Origin of the sequence: Paenibacillus lutimineralis, from assembly GCF_003991425.1 — a bacterium.
GTDB classification, from domain to species: domain Bacteria; phylum Bacillota; class Bacilli; order Paenibacillales; family Paenibacillaceae; genus Fontibacillus; species Fontibacillus lutimineralis.
The window spans coordinates 2819546-2837511 of sequence record NZ_CP034346.1 but is presented as its reverse complement, the minus strand read 5'-3'; the positions used below and the strand labels follow the sequence as shown (position 1 = coordinate 2837511).

Here is a 17966-nt window from a genome sequence, read left to right as displayed (position 1 = left end):
GTGAAGATATGGATAGTTGAAACAAATAAAACTGATAATGATTATCATTATCAGTTTTATTAAAAGTTAACATACCTTCTTAGGAAGTTCAAGCGTGATTTGATTTAAATCCGGTTGGATCTAGGACATCTGAAATATATGTTATAGTCGCTTTCACCCCCATTGTTGTTTGCTCAGGAATTCAATCACCAGGTCATTAATTTGCTGCTTCTGTTCAACACTAAGGAGATGCCCGGCCTTGGGCACGGTTGCGAGGGTCATATCAGGAATCATCCGAGCCTTCGCCTGTACATCCGAAATGGAGTGACGGTAGATGACCTCATCTTCCCCGACGATAAATAAGGCTGGAAATGAGCATTGAGAGAGTTCAGCCTCTGTAAAAACCGTAGGAAGTAGACCAAGCCGAGGAAAACAGTTCTTATAGCTTGCTGACATCAACGCCCGGTAGGATGCGGGTAATAGATCAAGGCTATTTTGTCTCGACATACACCAGGTAAACGCCCGGTCAATCAACCACTGCGTCTTAAACATCACCGCTGGGAACATATGCAGATAGAACATTCTGGACAGCGGTGCGAAGGAACCGGCAGGTGCCAGCAAAGTAAGTGAGCGCACTCGCTCTGGATGAACCAGCGCAAAATTCAAGGATATGAATCCCCCCATCGAATGCCCCAGTAAATGAAACTTCTCCAAGCGAAGCTCCTGGGTGAGCTCCAACAGCCACTGTGCTGCCGCCTCTTTACTGGATAATGGCTTCAGCAGCGTGCTTTTCCCAAAATCTCCAGGAACATCGATGCAATATACGTAATAGTCCCTGCACCATTCGGCGATGTTCGCGCTCCACATCAGTGACGTAGCGGTCATACCATGAATAAGCAGTAGAGGCGGATTGGCTAGATTCCCGCATCGAATGACATGCGTATCACCAAATTCGGTGGATACATTGCTAATTTCGTAGGGGATGGGCCACTCGCTTAACGCTTGGTCATATGCTGCCAAGAAGCGGTCTCTCCCCTGTTCGTTTCTATATATAGATAATCCCTTCATTTCCATTTCCTTCAGATCACTCCTCTTCACGTGCATGCGTGAAAATTCTCAAGATTTGATCTACCTGCGGGAAATCCTCCAGCTCGGGATAGGTTAAGCGTGTGAAAACTACACCGTTCAGCATGGAAGAGTACATAAGTGCTTGCTTAAACGGATCGGTATCAATGAACTCCCCTTGCTTCTGACCCTCGCGAAATAATTGCTCAAGCAATTGCAGGCTTTGTCCCGAGTATTCCTTGGATATTGCCGTGGCCTCGTCTGGAACCGTCTTCGATGTATTGGTCTGCAAGGCGATGAGGAAGAAATAACCACTCCCTGCGGTATGAGCAAAGATTCCTTCTGTCAACGCCTTCAGCCGTTCATACGGACTTCCGCCGCTCTCTACAACTTGACGGATCGTCTCATAGGACGTTGTAAACGCAGTTCTGGCGAGTTCAATATAGATGTCTTCTTTGGAAGCGAAATAATGATAAATCAACCCATGGCTTAGCTGTGCTTCTCCGACAATATCACTTACTTTCGTACCCGCATAACCTCGCTCCCCAAACACCTTCGCTCCGGCTTCGAGCAATTGCTGCTTGCGCGCATCACGAATTTGCTGATTTTGTTCATCGATTCTTGGGGACATGACGTACCGCCTCCTTGATGTAAATATGGATTATAAAGGAATCATAATATTCATTGATTAAATAGTCAATCAAAAAAATAAAAAATAAGGAGACCGCCCGTCCAGGCAATCTCCCATACTTGATACTCCCTAGTCTAAATCAACTTAAACTCCTTCAAAAGCTGCATGATTCTTGTGTTAGAAATCTTCTTAACTCCCGTCATCGCAGCTAATTTGACGGTATCAGGAAGCTCCATGTCGGTGAGTTTGTTGCCATCCATCATTTTCGCTGTGGAATCCAACAGCACACGGACATCATAAGCAGATCCAAATACTTCTGGAACACCGCGGTCTATGTCTAACAATGTGTATACAGCTTCCATGGCGGTACGGACGGAGTACTCCGTAGTGAACACCGTATCTCGCGGTGTCTCAGCAAAGTTGCCGATAAAGGCGGCGTTAACACAGCCATCAGGAACGACGTTCGGACGATCGCCTGCTGCTCTTGGCATGAAGTAAGAGGTAACATACGGCATCATGCAAGGAACACAGTTGGCGGAGTTTACGGCCATATCATGAATCTCTGCTTCAGGTACGCCCATATGATAGAGCCACTCTTCTGTGATTTCAATACCCGTACAGTCTTTCATCGGTTTTTTGATGTAATCGCCTGGCACGTCGCAATATAAGCTATACACCCACACGACGAGCTGATCCTTTGGCTGGGATTTGAAGTGAGGCTGGCGATTCAGCGTAAAGCTCATCAGCCATTTCGAATCCTTCACCGTTACGATACCGCCGGTTACGACTTTGCCGTTGAACGGGTCCCGTTTGCAAATTTTCTCGATGTAAGGAGGGATTCGGTCATCCAGCGTTGTAACTGTAGCAGACTCCCAGTTGCTTTCCGCAATGTTGCCGCAGAATTTGTCTGGACGGCCAAAGGCAGGATCCTGCTCCGCGATTTTCTTCCATAGCTCCCAGCTTCCACCGAGGGAAGTATTCATTACGGCTGGTGTGTTGTTATCTCCTAGTGTGGAGCTTTCCGTATTGCTGCCGTTCGTAATGAAGACCAGATCATTTTCAGTCAGGTCAATGTGCTTTTCTTGTCCTTTTTGAACATATGCGAGCTTTTTAGCCACTTTCTTTGTACCTGTAATCTCAAATTCTACATTGGTTACGGTCGTAGCATATTGGAAGGTAACACCTTGGTCTTCCAAGTACTTCATCAGTGGCAACGCAAGTGACTCGTACTGATTATATTTAGTGAATTTCAGTGCCGAGAAGTCAGGCAATCCACCGATATGATGGATGAATCTAGCAATATATCTGCGCATCTCCATCGCACTATGCCATGGTTCGAACGCAAACATCGTCTGCCAGTAAAGCCAGAAATTCGAGTTGAAGAAATCTTCAGAGAAGACATCTGTAATTTTCAAATCTTCAAGCGCTTCTTCTGGGGTGAAGAATAATTTGATAATTTCCATTGAAGCGGTTTGTGTAAGTGTAAATTTGCCATCGGTATGCGCATCCTCACCACGTTTAAGAATCGCACGCTGTAGGGAGTAGTTCGGATCTTCTTTGTTGAGCCAATAAAATTCATCGAGTACCGATGCACCTTCTGTTTCCAATGAAGGAATGGAGCGGAATAAATCCCAGAGGCACTCGAAGTGATTTTCCATTTCCCTACCACCGCGGATAATGAATCCTCTTCCGTCATCGTAGATGCCGTCCAATCCGCCTCCAGAAATATCGAGTTCCTCAAGAATATGAATATTCTCACCTTTCATCTGACCATCACGTATGAGGAAGGCAGCCGCGGACAGTGATGCTAGACCTGAGCCAATCAAATAGGCAGATTTTTGATCCACACCATGTGGTTTTTTAGGACGGGCAAAAGCTTCGTAGTTTCCATTGCTGTAATACATGCTTATAACCTCCATTTAGAATTTCATTTTAGCGCAACCTACACATGATTATCTTCCCTGCAAATTCACTATACTGCGCATGTAGAACGTTTACACTAAACAGTAAAAGGGCTATGTATAAAATTCATACATAACCCTTAAAATGTCTAAATATTTGATTCTGTATTTCAACCGGTCCCGCGCTAGCTAATGTGCACATATTTACTGATCGCCTTCTCAACATCGCCTTCAACTAAGATGCTTAATCGATCAATAATCAAGCTGGGGTCTTCACCCATGCCATTGCGAATCCATTCCAGCATGATGCCGATGAACGCAAAGGTATAGAAGTTGGCGATGAATTTCTTATCTTCCGATCGCACCTGCTTGCCGGCATTGACCTCTTCAATCACACCCATCAACAGGTCGAATACCGCCTGATGCAGGAAGAGATCCAAATGCTCTCGCCCCATAGAACGATAGGTACTGAGGCAGAATTTTTTGTTGTCTAAAACATAATTGAATATTTTCAGGAAGCCATGCTGCCAGGTATCATAGGTACGACAGTTGGATATCGCGTCCAGCGCCTCCGTCTTATAAATCCAGCCTAGTAAATCATATATATCCTGAAAATGATAATAAAACGTCTGTCGGTTCACTCCGCATTCGGCAACCAGATCCTTCACCGTGATTTTCTCCAATGAGGATCGTTCCATCATCGATTTAAGAGTAGAAGCCAAAGCCTTCTTCGTCATTACGGACATCGTCGCACAGCCCTTTCAATAGATGATCACTCTACTTGCCAATTAGCGATTGAGAGCTTGATATACTCATAAAAGCTGTAAAAATTAACTTTTATTATTATAACTCCCTTTAGCTAATCGTTAAAAGGGTCTATGTGATCAAGTCGTTGCTCAGGAAGAAATACTCCACTCTCCGGTCTCATGCTGTCGACCCCATAGACGGGCATACAGGCCGTTCAATGACAACAGCTCTTCATGCCGGCCTGTCTCTACAATCTGCCCCTGATCCAATACGGCAATCTGATCAGCATGACGTACCGTCTTAAGGCGATGCGCAATAACGATAACTGTTCTTCCTTGCACAAGCTGGTCAATCGCCTTCTGAATCTCCGCTTCATTCTCAGGGTCGAGCGAAGCTGTCGCCTCATCGAGAAGCACGACGGGGGCGTCTTTCAGAATCGCCCTGGCGATGGAAATCCGCTGCTTCTCTCCTCCTGACAGCGTGCTGCCTCCTTCGCCGACCAGCGTGTCATAGCCGTCAGGAAGCTTCATGATGAAATCGTGGCAGCAGGCGAGCCGTGCGGCAGATTCGATCTCTTCTCGGGTTGCATCTGCTTTTCCGAAGCGGATATTGTTAGCAATCGTGTCCTGGAACAGATACACATCCTGAAACACCATGGAAACCTTCTGCAGCAGTGCTTCCGGATCCATCGCATGAATCGCTTCCCCGCCCATGGTCACTGTCCCTTGATTCGGATCATAGAAGCGGGCAATGAGGCGGAGCATGGTACTCTTTCCGCTGCCTGAAGGCCCGACCAAAGCAGTGAAAGAACCTGTCGGCATACTGAGACTTACATTTTGCAGAACAGGCTGTTCCAAATAGCCGAAGGTAACCTCCCTGAACTCGATATCATGTCCTGCTGCGGGCTGTCTGTCGCCCTGCATCACAGGTTCCTGCAGCAGTTGGACGATGCGCTCACCAGCTTGCTCATGATAACGGAACTCGGCATAGCCTACCAGCGCAATCGTCAGCGGCTCGAATATCCGGGTTCCGATGATCAGAAATGCCACGAAGGTCATCAAATCAAGGCTGCCGCCGAGCAGCAAATGAACGCCGACAATTACCATAAAGGTTAAGCCGGCCCGGATACAGGCAATCGCCGTCAATACAATGGGCCCCAACAATCCTTCAAGACGGATGCTCTGCCGCATCAATTCTTTGAATGAGAATTCCAGGCGGGCAAAGCGCTCTCCGCTCAAATTATAGGCTTTAATGACGTGGATACCATTCAAATATTCCTGAAAGCGGTTGGCCGCATCGATCTTGGCCCGCATATGCTGAGCCCCCAGCCTGCGTTGCAGGCGGGTGGTCAGTAGCAGCAGCAAAATAGCGACCGGAAGCGCAGCGAACAACGACAGGGCCATGCGCCAATCGAGCACCGATAAGCCTACGAGAGCAAGGAGCGGCATGACAATCGCTCCAAGCATCTGCGGGACCAGATGTGAGATGCCATGCTCCAGCAGCGTGAAGTCGCCCATCATCATATTGGCCAGGTCCCCCGGATCACGCTTGTTCAGGAAGCCCAGTGACAGCTTGCGCAAATGCTCGGCCAGACGAGCTCGGCCGTCAGCGGCGGCGCTGTAAGCAATGCGATACTGGGCGCGATAGGCAGGAACCTCACTGATGTACAGGAGAACCAATGACACTGCAATCCCTCCGCATACCCACCACAGGCGTGTCGTATCGAGAGTAGTTCCCGGATTGGTAAACGTTTGAAAGATTAACCTGATCGCCTCCACAAGCAGCACAAAAGGAACTATACCGATCAAATTGGCCAACGTCGTATACAGTACCGGTCTAATTAAGGCGCGGGGATTACCCGCGGTAATGTTGCGCAGCATGTTCATGTCCAGCCTTCCCCTCCTTCTGGCCAATGCTCCAATTCTCAGTATGCAGGTATGAGGCCCACATTCGGGCATAGATTCCTCCAGCTGAGATCAATTCCTGATGCCCTCCCCGTTCGGCGATGCGTCCGCTTTCCATCACGAGAATCTGCTCGGCATCCTTGATTGTGGACAGACGATGCGCGATCACGATGACCGTCTTCTTCTGCATCAGCTCTTTCAGGGCCAGCTGCATCTCGTATTCATTCTCGGGATCGGCAAATGCAGTGGCCTCGTCCAGCACAAGCACAGGGGCATTCTTGAGGATCGCCCTGGCAACGGCGAGCCGCTGCTCCTCCCCACCTGACAGATATACGCCTCCTTCGCCGATCAGTGTGTCATAGCCCTGCGGTAGCTGTTCAATAAAAGCGTGACATTGCGCTGCCCTCGCAGCTGCATGCACCTCCTCCGGTGATGCGTCAGGCCGACCGACGGCAATATTGTTATACACCGTATCATAGAACAGGAATGAATCTTGAAACACGAAAGCAACGGTATTCATCAGATCGGAGGTAGCCATATCCCGGATATCAACATGGCCAATGCGAATCGCTCCGGACTTCACATCCCAGAACCGGGGCACCAGATTTGCCACCGTCGATTTGCCCGCTCCGGACGGGCCTACAAGCGCCGTAACTTCCCCTTGTCTGGCGGTAAACGAAATATCCGATAATACCTCCATGCTTCCGGCCTCCGCATCGTAAGCGAATGAGACGTGATCGAAGCTTATGTCATAGAACTCCGGCTGCTGCGGATGTATCGGCTCCGATACAGGCTGCTCTTCGAGAATACGGTCAATGCGTTCTACCCCTTCACGGATATCTCTAAGCGTTGAGGTCAAGGACATGATCTTGAACATCGGAGAAGAGATGCCCGGGGCCATGATCAGGAAGAACAGCAGCACGGAAGCAAATGCAACGTTTCCCGGATCACGACTTAGCAGATACACGCCTACCGGCAGAACGAACGCGGCGAAGGAGCCGAGAATCACCTTGAATACCAGATATCCGGTCTGAAATTGGTCGGTGTATTTCAAGCAAAAATCACGATATCGAATCATATCTTCATAAAATTGACGGAAGGATTGCACCGTTTGCCCGAATACCTTAATGGCCGGCATTCCTCTTACATATTGAACAGCAGAAGCGTTCATCCGTTCCAGTGAATCGTGATACTTCCGCACATTCTCCTGCGTCTTCGAGCCGGACATCAGCAAGGTCTGGACAACCAGTGCAAGAACGATAGGCACAATGCAGGCGATAGCCAGCCATACGTTGAGCAGGAACATGACTACAATCATGAATAGGGTGGTGACCGCGACATGAACAAGATCGGGTAGCTGGTGGGCAATAAAGGTTTCTACCTTCTCCACATTTTGCTCCATCGTCTTCTTCACCGCTCCCGTTGACGTGCCATTCAACCAGCCTAGCGGCAGCCTGCCGATGTGGGCCGACAATTTCACCCTCAATCCATATAAAATTCGAAAAGCGGCTACATGCGAGACCATCCCTCCGGCATACATCATGACGAGGCTTCCCAGCAGACCGCAGAGGGCGATAATCCCCCAACGCACCATCATCGCTCCATCGGCCATGGACGGCTCGGCGGCATGCTCCAGCAGCTCCTTCAGAATAAAATATACAGCGGCATAGGGCACCAGCATACAGACGGCGCTTATCGAAGACAACAAACCGGAGAGCATCAGCAAACCTCGTCTTTCCCCGGCGATTTCAAACAATCGGGACATGCCTTTTTTATGAGTCAATTGAATCCCTCCTCCACAAAACGCTTATTGCGAGCCTTTCAGGATATCCTCGACAAGCTGGTTCATCAGCGATTTCTTGCCCAGGGCAAAGAAGGCTTCATTGTAATTCTGGCGGCTTGTCATACGATATATCTTGCCTGCCTGGACGGCCTTCAGGCTGTTCCAGATACTGCTCTTCTCCAGTACGTTGTCCGAGCTATCGGCCATCAAAATCAGATGATCAGGATTCAGCGTGGACAGCCCCTCAAGGCTGGTCCCTTTGCCGCCCCATGCGTCTGGCTCGGGCAGGCCCAGGGCTTGTGGAAGCTGGAGATCGTTATAGATCATATCAGCAATGCCGGTGCGGGAATAAATTCTAATCTCCTTCTGCGTCGCCTCGATGATCGCGAACGTCTCTGTCCCGGTCTTTGCTAGAATTCTCTCCTTGTCCTTCGTAGCTTGAGCTTCGTATTCCGCCGTCCAGTCCTCCATTTCCTTATGCTTATCCAGCACTTCGGAGACAAAAGCAAAGCGGTCCCGAAAAGCGTTAAATCCATACGGAACCCTAACGGTCGGGGCGATCTTTGACAGTTGATCATAGATTTTCTCCTGCGTTGGGCCAGCCAGAATCAAGTCCGGTTCGGCTGCCATCACGGCCTCTACATCCACTTCAGTCTGGAACCAACCGCCGATGAGAGTGTTTGGATCCAACCTACTCCCTTATTTATAATTTCCCTTCTTGTTTCCTTCTCGCGCGCTTCATTTGAAGTCTTATTGTGATAGGTCAGATGGAACACGAACCGTCTTTCTTCTTAATGAGAAGAGCCCGGTCACACAGATCAACAGCACACAGAACGAATATGGAGCGGCTATATTTGCCGTATATAATGCGGTTCCTGTCACAGGTCCCAGGAAGGAACCCCCTCCCTGCAAAGCAGCGATATAGGAAGCGACACTCCGCTGTTCCTCATCCCGTACGGCCAGCGACGCTCCTGCACTATAGCCTAACAATGTAAAGCCAATCCCGATTCCGAGAAGAAGGAAATCGACATAGGCATAGCGGATGAAAGCGACAAGCCCCAGCAGTCCGAGTACAACGAACAGCAATCCAACCCGCAGCACATGATCAGACTTCCACTTCAGCTTACTGATTACGATCTGTGAGAGTACGACCATGACTCCTGACAGAGCCAGTCCCAGCCCGATCAATTGTGTGGCCTGGCGGGCATCATATCCAAGATTGTCCTGGACATAGAAACCAATTGTCACTTGAACAATATTCAAGGCAAAAGAGAGCATCAGACCGGTCCATAGATACAGGCGAATTCTTCCGTCCAGCGGCGAGAGTGAAGAAGCCTTGGCGCTACGGATCGTCTTCTGTTCCGGTTCGTCCTTGATCAACAACCCCAGTAGAATCATCATCAGGGCAAGCATTATGGCTACAGCGTACATCGGAGCGGTCAGTCCAATCGACGCCATGCCTCCGCTCATCGCCGGGCCTAATACGAACCCGAGTCCGTTCGCCGCTCCGAATAAAGCCATCCCCTTCGTCCGCGTCTCTTGTGTTGTCCATCCCATTACATAAGATTGCGCCTTAGCCGGAATTCCGCCGAAGAAAAAGCCTGCGACAGCGCGCAGCAGGAAGAAAATCCAGAATAGCCCCGACGAACCCTGCCAGTGATCTGCTGCATAATCGGCAAGCAGAGCAAATACGACCAGCGTGATCAAATAGACGAACATAATGGACGCCAGCATCTTCTTCCTGCTCATGAAGGTTTGTTTCTCCCAGAAGTACCCTCCAAGCAGCCAGCAAAGACCTGCTACCGACACCAGACATCCCGACTGAAGCTCGCTAAGACCCAAATTTCGGGATAGCGGACCGATAATCGGATTGAAGGCAGCGATCGATATCATGCCACACAATACAATAAGAAACATTACAGTGAATCTGTATTTCATATCTTTTCACTCCTATCTATCGCTGTTTTCGAACCTCATCCATCAATGCGAATGATTTTCATTATCACTTGTTCATATTACCTTGGATTAAAGCCCTCTCTCCACCACTAGACGGAGTAATTCTACGGTTCAAGGGAGCGATCAAGGCAACAAAAAACTGCCCAAAAGAGCAGTTCATTTGTATAATATTCATTTACGATAGAGAATTAGGAAGTTGAATCGAAGAGCGTCGGGCCAGACTTCCCGGGGTTACCCCATACTTAACCCGAAATGCTTGGGCAAAATGACTTGGATTAGAATATCCGACGGCAAGCGAGGTCTCATAAACATTCATATTTCCTTCCTGAAGCAGAAGCAGCGCCTTCTCCAGCCTCTTCTCCCGCAAATATCCGAAGACAGTCGTGCCATACATCTCTTTAAAGCCAACCTTCAATTTATAATCATTCAAGCCGATCATCCGGGATAGCTCAATTAACGTAGGTGGATCCGCCATCCATTCCAGAATGATCTCCCGCGCCCTCTTTATTTTGTCTATATCGCTATTGGATAAATTCGACGTTTTACGTTCAATCAGTAGCGACTGAAACGAAGATGACAGCAATTCCAGGACACTACACTCTAGCTCCAAATTACTGATGCCTTTTTGCTGTAGTGCCTGTATCAGACGCATAATGGTCATGGAAGATGCCGGATCAATTCTCTCTTGGAAGACGCGGTAATTCCGTTGACCAAGCAGTTTATTGAAATCAACTAGCCTGCTGCCGTCAGCACCCTCTAAAAAATGATGAAAAGTGGAAACAGGAATCCCGATTCCGAGCATTTGATAAGGCTGCTCTTCCTCGAATTCGAACCGTACCTTTGTCTCACGAATAAGCTGCAAACTGATCATGCCCGGAGCAAAATGATACTCCTCCCCATCCGCACTAAACTGCCGAGTGCCTTGTGAGCAATAATGAAGCTCGATCATCGGCATGCCGGTATTAAGCGATATATCAACTTCACGTTGAAAGGTCATCTCAGAGACAACAATATTCATATCATGGCGAGGCACATAGCGCTGAACCCGCCCTGTCCCCATTAACGAGCTCAGCTCCATCGGTTCAGAGCGGTCGGTATATTGCCGCTGTAATCCCAGACCATCAAAGAATAAATTGAAATTGAGATGAAAATCGGTATTCTTCATGGATTTTTCACCTCTTTAAATAAGAAGATTATAGCATATCGGAAAATATTCGTTGAAATCCCATCAAATTGTTATACCCTTTATAAGACTTTAAAGGAAAAGGCCGATTCCTTATACAAGGATCGGCCTTTTTATCTTATGGTTTAGCGTATATATTAATTTCTTCCGGTTTATTGAAATAATGATCCCCCTCGATGTGATGCTCCGGGTTTGCTCCCCACATTGCCAGACCAAAAGCTACCTTGGAATCACGAGCACAACTGGAATCATAGACAGTATCCCCTATGTAGATAGCGCTGCTCGGATCAGCTCCGATAATCCCCCGAGCCTACAACACCCGTGCTCAAGTATTATACGAATCCCTCCAGAGTAATGAATGTTACTAGTTGAATTCAGACTCCAGTAAGGAGTATTGGAATGAGTCATGCCATTTCCCCTTATGCCATAAATGCTCTCGCAAATGTCCCTCGTATTTCATCCGGTTCTTCTGCATGACCTTAGCGGAGCCCAGGTTATCCGGCCGACATGTCGCATAAACCCTGTGAAGGCCCAGTTGATGGAACCCAAAACGAAGCATCTCGCCCGCAGCTTCCGTTGCATATCCCTGGCCCCAGTACGGATGGTTGAAGCAGTACCCGATCTCCCCTTGTCTGGATCCGCTGATGTGGAGACCGCAGCCCCCTATTAGTTCTCCTGTCCCCTGGAGTACTACAGCAAACTCGAAGTCTTGACGAACCATTTGCCGTTGCTGTCCTATTACCATTTCAATATATTCCTTCGTCTCTTCCTCCGTGTTTGGACCCCAGATCATATGTTTTGTTACGAATGGGTCCGACGCATATTTGTGAACATCTGCTGTATCCTCTAGCTTGAATTCCCTAATGATCAACCGTTTTGTTACAAATTGCATTCAACCCACCTCCAGGCCCTGTCTCATCTCGCTACCCTACTCATAGTGCACAGGCTTATTTTTCTCATTTTACTTTGAATCTTCGTTTATTCCTACTAAAAAATGTATCCGCGTTTGACTACACATTCCGCCATATGCTAAGGTAATCCGAGTATTACAAATGTTTGATCGACCCTCCTACACATACATATGAAAGGAATCTGAACGAAATGATGATATACGGCCGTATTGCGATCATGATGCCCCCGTTTCCCTAGCTAGGCTCATATTCTTGTTGTAATTCAGACAGAATATTAGCTTGTAGGAGGGCTAAATAAAATGAAAAAATATGCAGTTCCATCTCTGTTATTAATGATTGTTCTTGTCGCTTTTCCACAGATTAGCGAGACCATCTACACACCGTCCCTGCCGGACATCTCGGCATCGCTCGGTGTCTCAAATAGTTCTGTACAATTAACACTAAGCATTTATTTTATCGGCTTTGCGATCGGCGTCTTCTGCTGGGGCTGGCTTTCCGATTTTATCGGTCGAAGACCGGCTATGCTCGGCGGACTGCTCGTATATGGGGTTGGAAGTCTGATGTGCTACTACTCAGGCTCTATCGAGTTGCTGCTGGTCAGCCGTTTCATCCAGGCCTTTGGAGCGGCCACGGGATCGGTCATTACCCAGACAATGCTGCGTGAGAGTGTATCTGGAGAGAAACGCCATGCTATGTTCGCACAAATATCTGCGGTCATCGCCTTCACTCCGGCAGTTGGGCCGTTGATCGGCGGCTGGATCGACCAGTATCTTGGCTTTCGAGCAGTATTCTTCGCTCTAGTCATAATGAGTGTTCTGCTGTTCATGTATGCTTTCTTGAGATTGCCGGAGACGACAGATGTATCCACCAGAACGAAGGTTGCCGTTATGCCGGTAATTCGGAGAATAGTGGCATCACCACGAGTACTCGTATTCGGGTTGCTCATTGGCGGTATCAACGGTGTTCTGTTCAGCTATTATGCTGAGGCTCCCTTTCTGTTCATCGAATATTTTCAAATGTCACCGGGAGTTTATGGCTTCCTAGGTATTATTGTCGCTTTGGCTTCCGTCATTGGCGCAATGATCTCCAAGAGACTATTAACCAAGTATGCACCGGAGAAAATTATCCATATGGGCTGCTTGATTATGACTGGCGGAGCACTTCTCCTAACAGGAGCTAGCAGCTTATCCATGCTACCGGATGTTGTGATGCTGCTTAGTATTTTAATTGCCTTATTTGTTATGCTACTCGGATCTGGTATTGCTCTGCCGAACTGTCTGAGCCTCGCTCTAGTCAGTTTCCACGACGTCATCGGCACGGCAGGTGCGGTATTTAGCCTGGGCTATTACCTATTGGTGAGCCTGGCAACCTGGGGCATGAGCCTGCTGCATAATGGTTCGCTGCTGACGATGCCGCTCTATTTTCTGGCAATCAGCGGCATGATGTGGCTGCTAGGTCGGAGATATATTGTTGTAAAATAAATCGGTAGACTATAGACCATTTCACTGCTTATAAGGAGTGTTAAACCGGGGCAAATATAGTAAAAAGGGCAGTCCTGCACTTAAGCAGGGCTGCCCTTCTATATGAATCTAGTAAAACCATGTATTAGCGAACTGCTCTATTCTCTTAATCACTTGCCCCTCATCCGCCAGAACCTGCTCACTTGCCACTTTTAATAGATCTGTATGATCTCCAACGCAGACGGAGTGATTCGCTTGCTCAAACATCGAGATGTCATTGGCATCGTTACCGAAAGCGATGAACTGCTGCGACTGCAAGCCAAGCGCCTGAAGACCGGCCCATTTGCTCACGCCTATCGGACTGATATCAATAATATTTTCAGACCCGTGCATATGAATAACGACCGGAAGCTGTTGCAGCTCATCCAGCATCTGTTCCGGCTCCTCGCTATGCAAAATAACGGCCTTTACCAGTTCATTCAATTGTTCCAAGCGCCTATTCTCTGCTCGATGCTCAGGATCAAGATTCCGCCGAATCGGATGATGCTCATCCCCGGCATACGCATAATCCCATTCACTATCGATAAGATAGCCCGCTTTATATTTCCCGATCAATTCGATGATGCTCTCCTTCGTCTGTTCATCGAAATGAATCGTAGAGAGAATCCGGCCTCCATTCGCTACAAAGGCCCCATTTCCCCCGACCATTGGATATTGATGCATATAAGTAGGCAGCACTGGCAGCAGATCGCGGATCGGTCTTGCAGAAGCGAAGACAACCTCATTCCCCCCAGCTATCAATTGATCAAGAGCCTGGGTCATAGATACACTTAGAGGCTTGCCAGAGAAGATAATCGTTCCGTCCAAATCAAACACAAACTTCATCGTAGAACTCCTTCTTTACTATTAATGCGCGTGTTCGCCTTTTCATCATAGCAATTATTTGTGTAATGAAAAGGACATATGTCCGAAATTTGATTCTCTCCTAATCTTCGCTTCTCTCCCTCAGCTTCCGCTTTCTTGCCGGTATGCGGATTTGCACGGAAGTACCGATGCCTACCCGGCTGAAGATGGATACCCCGTATTCATTGCCATAATGCAGCTTCACCCGTTGATCGATATTCCGGATGCCGCAGCCGACATGACTATCATCTCGGGGATCAAATATTTCATTAATCCGCTCCGCCTTCATCCCAAGACCGTCATCAATGATCCGGTATACGATCGAGTTCCCTTCCTTCATGACAGAGATGCGTATATGAATGCGGTCCCCACTCCAGGCATGCTTCAGTACATTCTCAATAAAAGGCTGCAAAATAAGCTTCACTGTCTCATAGGGCCATATATCGGTATCAATATCAAAGCTTACTTCCATACGCCGACCATACTTCACCTTCTGGATGTCCACATAAGCCATCGCTTGATCGATCTCTGCTGCGATTGGAATCATCGTCTTCCCTGAGTTCAGTGTAAGACGATAGAATTGCGCTAACTGTACAACCATGCTCTGAAGCTTCTCCATCTCACCGAATTTCGCCAGCTGATTAATAGAGGACAGCGTATTGTACAAGAAATGAGGGTTAATCTGCGACTGCAGCATTTCAAGCTCTGCTTCCTTCTTCTGCAGCTGGGTCAAATACACTTTATTAATTAGTGCTTCAAAATCCTCACCCATAGCATTCAAGGCGTTCGCGATTTGGGCAAACTCTCCCTTTCCGCGGTAAGTAATCCGTTTGTGAAGATTCCCTTCCCGGAATGAATTTAGTACCGATACAATCTTCGTAATTCTCTTGGAGAATGAATGAGAGACTATAAAGCCCGCATAGGCAAACAACACTACGCATACTAAGCAAATGACAATAAAAACAGTGCGAACCCGCTCGGCTTCCTGTTCAATGATATTAAGCGGAACCTGAGCAACAATCTTCCAGTTTTGCTGAGGCAGGTTCTCTTCAATCGTCAAATAATTCTGCGTATTCTGCTCAATGGTGCTTCCCGAAGCATAGACCACATTGTCATAAGGGTCTACGACCGCTAGCCTGCTGCCCTCCCCGAGCTTTGTATAATCGACGCTTTCGAACAGCTCCGATATACGCACACTAAATCGCATGACACCAACTTCCTCAATGTTGAGCGGATTGCTCATATTAACCATACGGCGAATAAATGAGATGCGCCCATCTCTCTCATCCTCTTCCACTTGTCTCCACTGCATCGTCTCATTGTATCTTTCTGCTGGCAGCGTAAAATACCAGAACTTATTCTTAATCCGACTGATATGATAGATGTCAATTGTCTGCTCATCAAAATCCTTATTATCCTCTTCACCCCATATATGGTAGCTTTCACGGATCGTCTCATTATGAAAATAGACGGACAATCGTAAATTTAATCCTACCGCCTTCGAGGCGCTCTCCAGCTTCGGTGTAATCACCTTCGACATGCGATTATATATATCAAAGCCTGACTCCTTCCGGCGAATACTCAGGATAAGAGCACGATCATCATAGATCGTAGCGGAAGTCTGAACGATATCATCCACTTTGTAGGCCACATTATCACGTATCTGCATCAGCGTTCCCTGGATGTTCGCACGGGTCTGTTTACGCATACTAGCGTCATACATTGAATGTGAGATATAAAAGTTTGCCGAGACAAGCAGAAGTATAAACACCAAAAAGGTAAGCATTAACTTGTATCCGATCGGTATGTATCCCAGCCTTTTTTTATCAACCTTAACGAATGGTGCCCAGATTCCCTTCATTCGGTCTCTCGCTTTCGATATTCCAACGGAGTCAGACCGAACTTCTCTTTGAATTGTCTGCTGAAATAAGGGAGATACCGGTACCCTACCTGATCGGCCACTTCATAGATTTTCACTCCGGGCTGTCTTAGCAGCTCACACGCCTTCTCCATGCGCAGTTGCACAAGCAACTCATTGAAGGTATTACCTGACTTCTCTTTAATCAAAAATCCAATATGGCTAGGCGAAAAAGAAAAATGCTCGGCAAAATCTTTTATTGTAATATTTTCGCTCATCCGTTCCTTCATCAAGCTAACTACATTCCGGATGAACTTACTGTCCTTCGAATTGGTCTTCTCATACAGGCGCTCTGAAATTTCAAACATACGCTGTCTAAACCATGAACGTATATCGCTGATAGTCTCAAATTTCATCAAAATATCTAGATGGTGAATTTCCATACCTAGCAGCTCAAACAAATCTTCATTCTTACTGCTTAAATACTGATCAAGCTTCCAGATGATATAGTTGGACATATTATGAACGGTAAATCGCGAGCGCAGACTTGTGATTGTTCCGAACAATTTCTCCAGCTCGTCGCAAATTTGCACAAGCTCGTACTCCTCCATTGCTTTCAAAAGAGTGGTCATCCGTTCCTCCAGCATTCGTGCATCAAGCATCCCCGGTTCAGCGCTTACATCCTCATACTTGATCACATTCCCTTTGCCCAGGAACATCTTCCCTTCAACTGCCTCTACCGCTTGCCGGTAGGACATATGCAACTGATCCATCGCATGTGCGGATTCCCCAATTCCCGCTGTAATCGATGTTGCTAAATGTGGCTGTACTCTTTCGATCAAAGTGCTAACCGTTTGACTCACTGAAGCATCTTCCAATAATAACGCAATCCGCTCTGAAGTAAGCTTGCAGTATGGGATCATGCCAAGCCCCTTGATACTCTCATGCATTTTCTGCAGGAATATCCTCGACATCTTCCGTTGTGAAGTAAAGTCCCCTGCTTGCCGCCAATGTAAATTATCCAGTTCTATGACCGCTACGCGAATCGGCCAGGTCATCTGATCGAACCCGTATGACTTCATCATATGGGAGATTGATTCTTCAGACTCTTCTTCTCTTTCGAGCAGACGAATCAAAATATCGCTTTTAACAATAGGAATCATCTCCCGATACGCCAACTCTACCTCGCGCTGCTTGATTTCCTCATCCAGATCCCTCTTTACCTTCAGTAGTGAAGAAATTAACTCCCTGTCATTCATTGGCTTCAGTACATAGTTATATGCTTTCAGGGACAACGCTTGCTGTACATAACTGAATTCCTGATACCCGCTGACAAATATGATCCGGATATTGGGTTTACGTTCCAGGGCAATCCGTGCCAGCTCAAGCCCAGACATGTAAGGCATATTGACATCACTAACTAGAATATCAATCGTTTCCTTCTCAATGATTTCACAGGCCGAAAGAGCATTGTTAACGCTCCCCTTCACTTCCATGCCCAGATCGGACCAAGGAATAAATCGCTTCATCCCTTCCAAATCAAGCTCCTCATCGTCTACTAGCAATACCTTATACATGGAACCCCCTCCAGATCATTGTCAGAACCTGTAAATCCATGATGATATCACTATCATACTTGATAAGAACGGCGATATCCCAAAGAATTTTAAATATTCTTTGGGATG

Annotated in this window: 14 protein-coding genes; 1 reads left to right on the top strand and 13 read right to left on the bottom strand. The window is 47.4% G+C overall.

All coding sequences use genetic code 11. The annotated features are described in order from the left end of the window. Positions 1 to 153: 153 nt before the first annotated feature. The 10 genes from EI981_RS12090 to EI981_RS12040 all read right to left on the bottom strand — a co-directional run bounded on the left by EI981_RS12090 (position 154) and on the right by EI981_RS12040 (position 12041). Positions 154 to 1083, bottom strand: a complete 930-nt coding sequence (locus EI981_RS12090) for an alpha/beta fold hydrolase (RefSeq protein ID WP_126998445.1) — start codon at positions 1081 to 1083, stop codon at positions 154 to 156. After that, the gene (locus tag EI981_RS12085; RefSeq protein WP_126998443.1) at positions 1064 to 1675 is read right to left on the bottom strand and encodes a TetR/AcrR family transcriptional regulator; all 612 of its coding nucleotides are present in this window, start codon (positions 1673 to 1675) and stop codon (positions 1064 to 1066) included. The genes EI981_RS12090 and EI981_RS12085 overlap by 20 nt, the downstream gene beginning before the upstream one ends. Before the next feature lie 134 nt (positions 1676 to 1809). Further along, positions 1810 to 3579: an oleate hydratase gene (locus tag EI981_RS12080; protein WP_126998441.1), complete on the bottom strand. Its 1770-nt coding sequence runs from the start codon at positions 3577 to 3579 to the stop codon at positions 1810 to 1812. Between the two features lie 182 nt (positions 3580 to 3761). Continuing rightward, positions 3762 to 4313 (bottom strand): TetR/AcrR family transcriptional regulator, encoded by a 552-nt coding sequence (locus EI981_RS12075; protein WP_335926379.1) that lies wholly within the window; start codon positions 4311 to 4313, stop codon positions 3762 to 3764. A 159-nt stretch (positions 4314 to 4472) separates the two neighbouring features. Then, positions 4473 to 6209 carry an ABC transporter ATP-binding protein gene (locus tag EI981_RS12070; protein ID WP_126998437.1) on the bottom strand — a complete coding sequence of 579 codons (1737 nt, stop codon included), beginning with the start codon at positions 6207 to 6209 and terminating at the stop codon, positions 4473 to 4475. Next, positions 6178 to 8010 (bottom strand): ABC transporter ATP-binding protein, encoded by a 1833-nt coding sequence (locus tag EI981_RS12065; protein ID WP_126998435.1) that lies wholly within the window; start codon positions 8008 to 8010, stop codon positions 6178 to 6180. The genes EI981_RS12070 and EI981_RS12065 overlap by 32 nt, the downstream gene beginning before the upstream one ends. Before the next feature lie 24 nt (positions 8011 to 8034). Then, positions 8035 to 8700: an ABC transporter substrate-binding protein gene (locus EI981_RS12060; RefSeq protein WP_227011811.1), complete on the bottom strand. Its 666-nt coding sequence runs from the start codon at positions 8698 to 8700 to the stop codon at positions 8035 to 8037. A 60-nt stretch (positions 8701 to 8760) separates the two neighbouring features. Then, positions 8761 to 9948: an MFS transporter gene (locus EI981_RS12055; RefSeq protein ID WP_126998432.1), complete on the bottom strand. Its 1188-nt coding sequence runs from the start codon at positions 9946 to 9948 to the stop codon at positions 8761 to 8763. A gap of 193 nt (positions 9949 to 10141) precedes the next feature. Further along, on the bottom strand, positions 10142 to 11131 hold the full coding sequence (locus EI981_RS12050) for a helix-turn-helix transcriptional regulator (RefSeq protein ID WP_126998430.1): 990 nt from the start codon (positions 11129 to 11131) through the stop codon (positions 10142 to 10144). Between the two features lie 382 nt (positions 11132 to 11513). Continuing rightward, positions 11514 to 12041, bottom strand: coding sequence for a GNAT family N-acetyltransferase (locus tag EI981_RS12040; protein ID WP_126998428.1), 528 nt, complete (start codon positions 12039 to 12041; stop codon positions 11514 to 11516). Between the two features lie 318 nt (positions 12042 to 12359). On the opposite strand from EI981_RS12040, the gene EI981_RS12035 reads away from it, so the two are divergent. Next, positions 12360 to 13541 carry a multidrug effflux MFS transporter gene (locus EI981_RS12035; protein WP_126998426.1) on the top strand — a complete coding sequence of 394 codons (1182 nt, stop codon included), beginning with the start codon at positions 12360 to 12362 and terminating at the stop codon, positions 13539 to 13541. 108 nt (positions 13542 to 13649) lie between these two features. Here EI981_RS12035 and EI981_RS12030 read toward each other — a convergent pair whose 3' ends face one another. From EI981_RS12030 to EI981_RS12020, 3 genes are all read right to left on the bottom strand, one after another. Then, positions 13650 to 14405: an HAD-IIB family hydrolase gene (locus EI981_RS12030; protein ID WP_126998424.1), complete on the bottom strand. Its 756-nt coding sequence runs from the start codon at positions 14403 to 14405 to the stop codon at positions 13650 to 13652. 100 nt (positions 14406 to 14505) lie between these two features. Further along, complete coding sequence (locus tag EI981_RS12025; protein ID WP_227011810.1) at positions 14506 to 16284, bottom strand: cache domain-containing sensor histidine kinase; 1779 nt, start codon at positions 16282 to 16284, stop codon at positions 14506 to 14508. Further along, the gene (locus tag EI981_RS12020) at positions 16281 to 17858 is read right to left on the bottom strand and encodes a response regulator (RefSeq protein ID WP_126998422.1); all 1578 of its coding nucleotides are present in this window, start codon (positions 17856 to 17858) and stop codon (positions 16281 to 16283) included. The genes EI981_RS12025 and EI981_RS12020 overlap by 4 nt, the downstream gene beginning before the upstream one ends. Between the last annotated feature and the right edge of the window lie 108 nt (positions 17859 to 17966).

Coding starts and splice junctions, on each gene's coding strand:
- EI981_RS12020 (WP_126998422.1), bottom strand. CDS start 17,858: ATGTATAAGGTATTGCTAGTAGACGATGAGGAGCTTGATTTGGAAGGG.
- EI981_RS12075 (WP_335926379.1), bottom strand. CDS start 4,313: ATGACGAAGAAGGCTTTGGCTTCTACTCTTAAATCGATGATGGAACGA.
- EI981_RS12030 (WP_126998424.1), bottom strand. CDS start 14,405: ATGAAGTTTGTGTTTGATTTGGACGGAACGATTATCTTCTCTGGCAAG.
- EI981_RS12085 (WP_126998443.1), bottom strand. CDS start 1,675: ATGTCCCCAAGAATCGATGAACAAAATCAGCAAATTCGTGATGCGCGC.
- EI981_RS12025 (WP_227011810.1), bottom strand. CDS start 16,284: ATGAAGGGAATCTGGGCACCATTCGTTAAGGTTGATAAAAAAAGGCTG.
- EI981_RS12080 (WP_126998441.1), bottom strand. CDS start 3,579: ATGTATTACAGCAATGGAAACTACGAAGCTTTTGCCCGTCCTAAAAAA.
- EI981_RS12055 (WP_126998432.1), bottom strand. CDS start 9,948: ATGAAATACAGATTCACTGTAATGTTTCTTATTGTATTGTGTGGCATG.
- EI981_RS12035 (WP_126998426.1), top strand. CDS start 12,360: ATGAAAAAATATGCAGTTCCATCTCTGTTATTAATGATTGTTCTTGTC.
- EI981_RS12090 (WP_126998445.1), bottom strand. CDS start 1,083: ATGCACGTGAAGAGGAGTGATCTGAAGGAAATGGAAATGAAGGGATTA.
- EI981_RS12050 (WP_126998430.1), bottom strand. CDS start 11,131: ATGAAGAATACCGATTTTCATCTCAATTTCAATTTATTCTTTGATGGT.
- EI981_RS12040 (WP_126998428.1), bottom strand. CDS start 12,041: ATGCAATTTGTAACAAAACGGTTGATCATTAGGGAATTCAAGCTAGAG.
- EI981_RS12070 (WP_126998437.1), bottom strand. CDS start 6,209: ATGAACATGCTGCGCAACATTACCGCGGGTAATCCCCGCGCCTTAATT.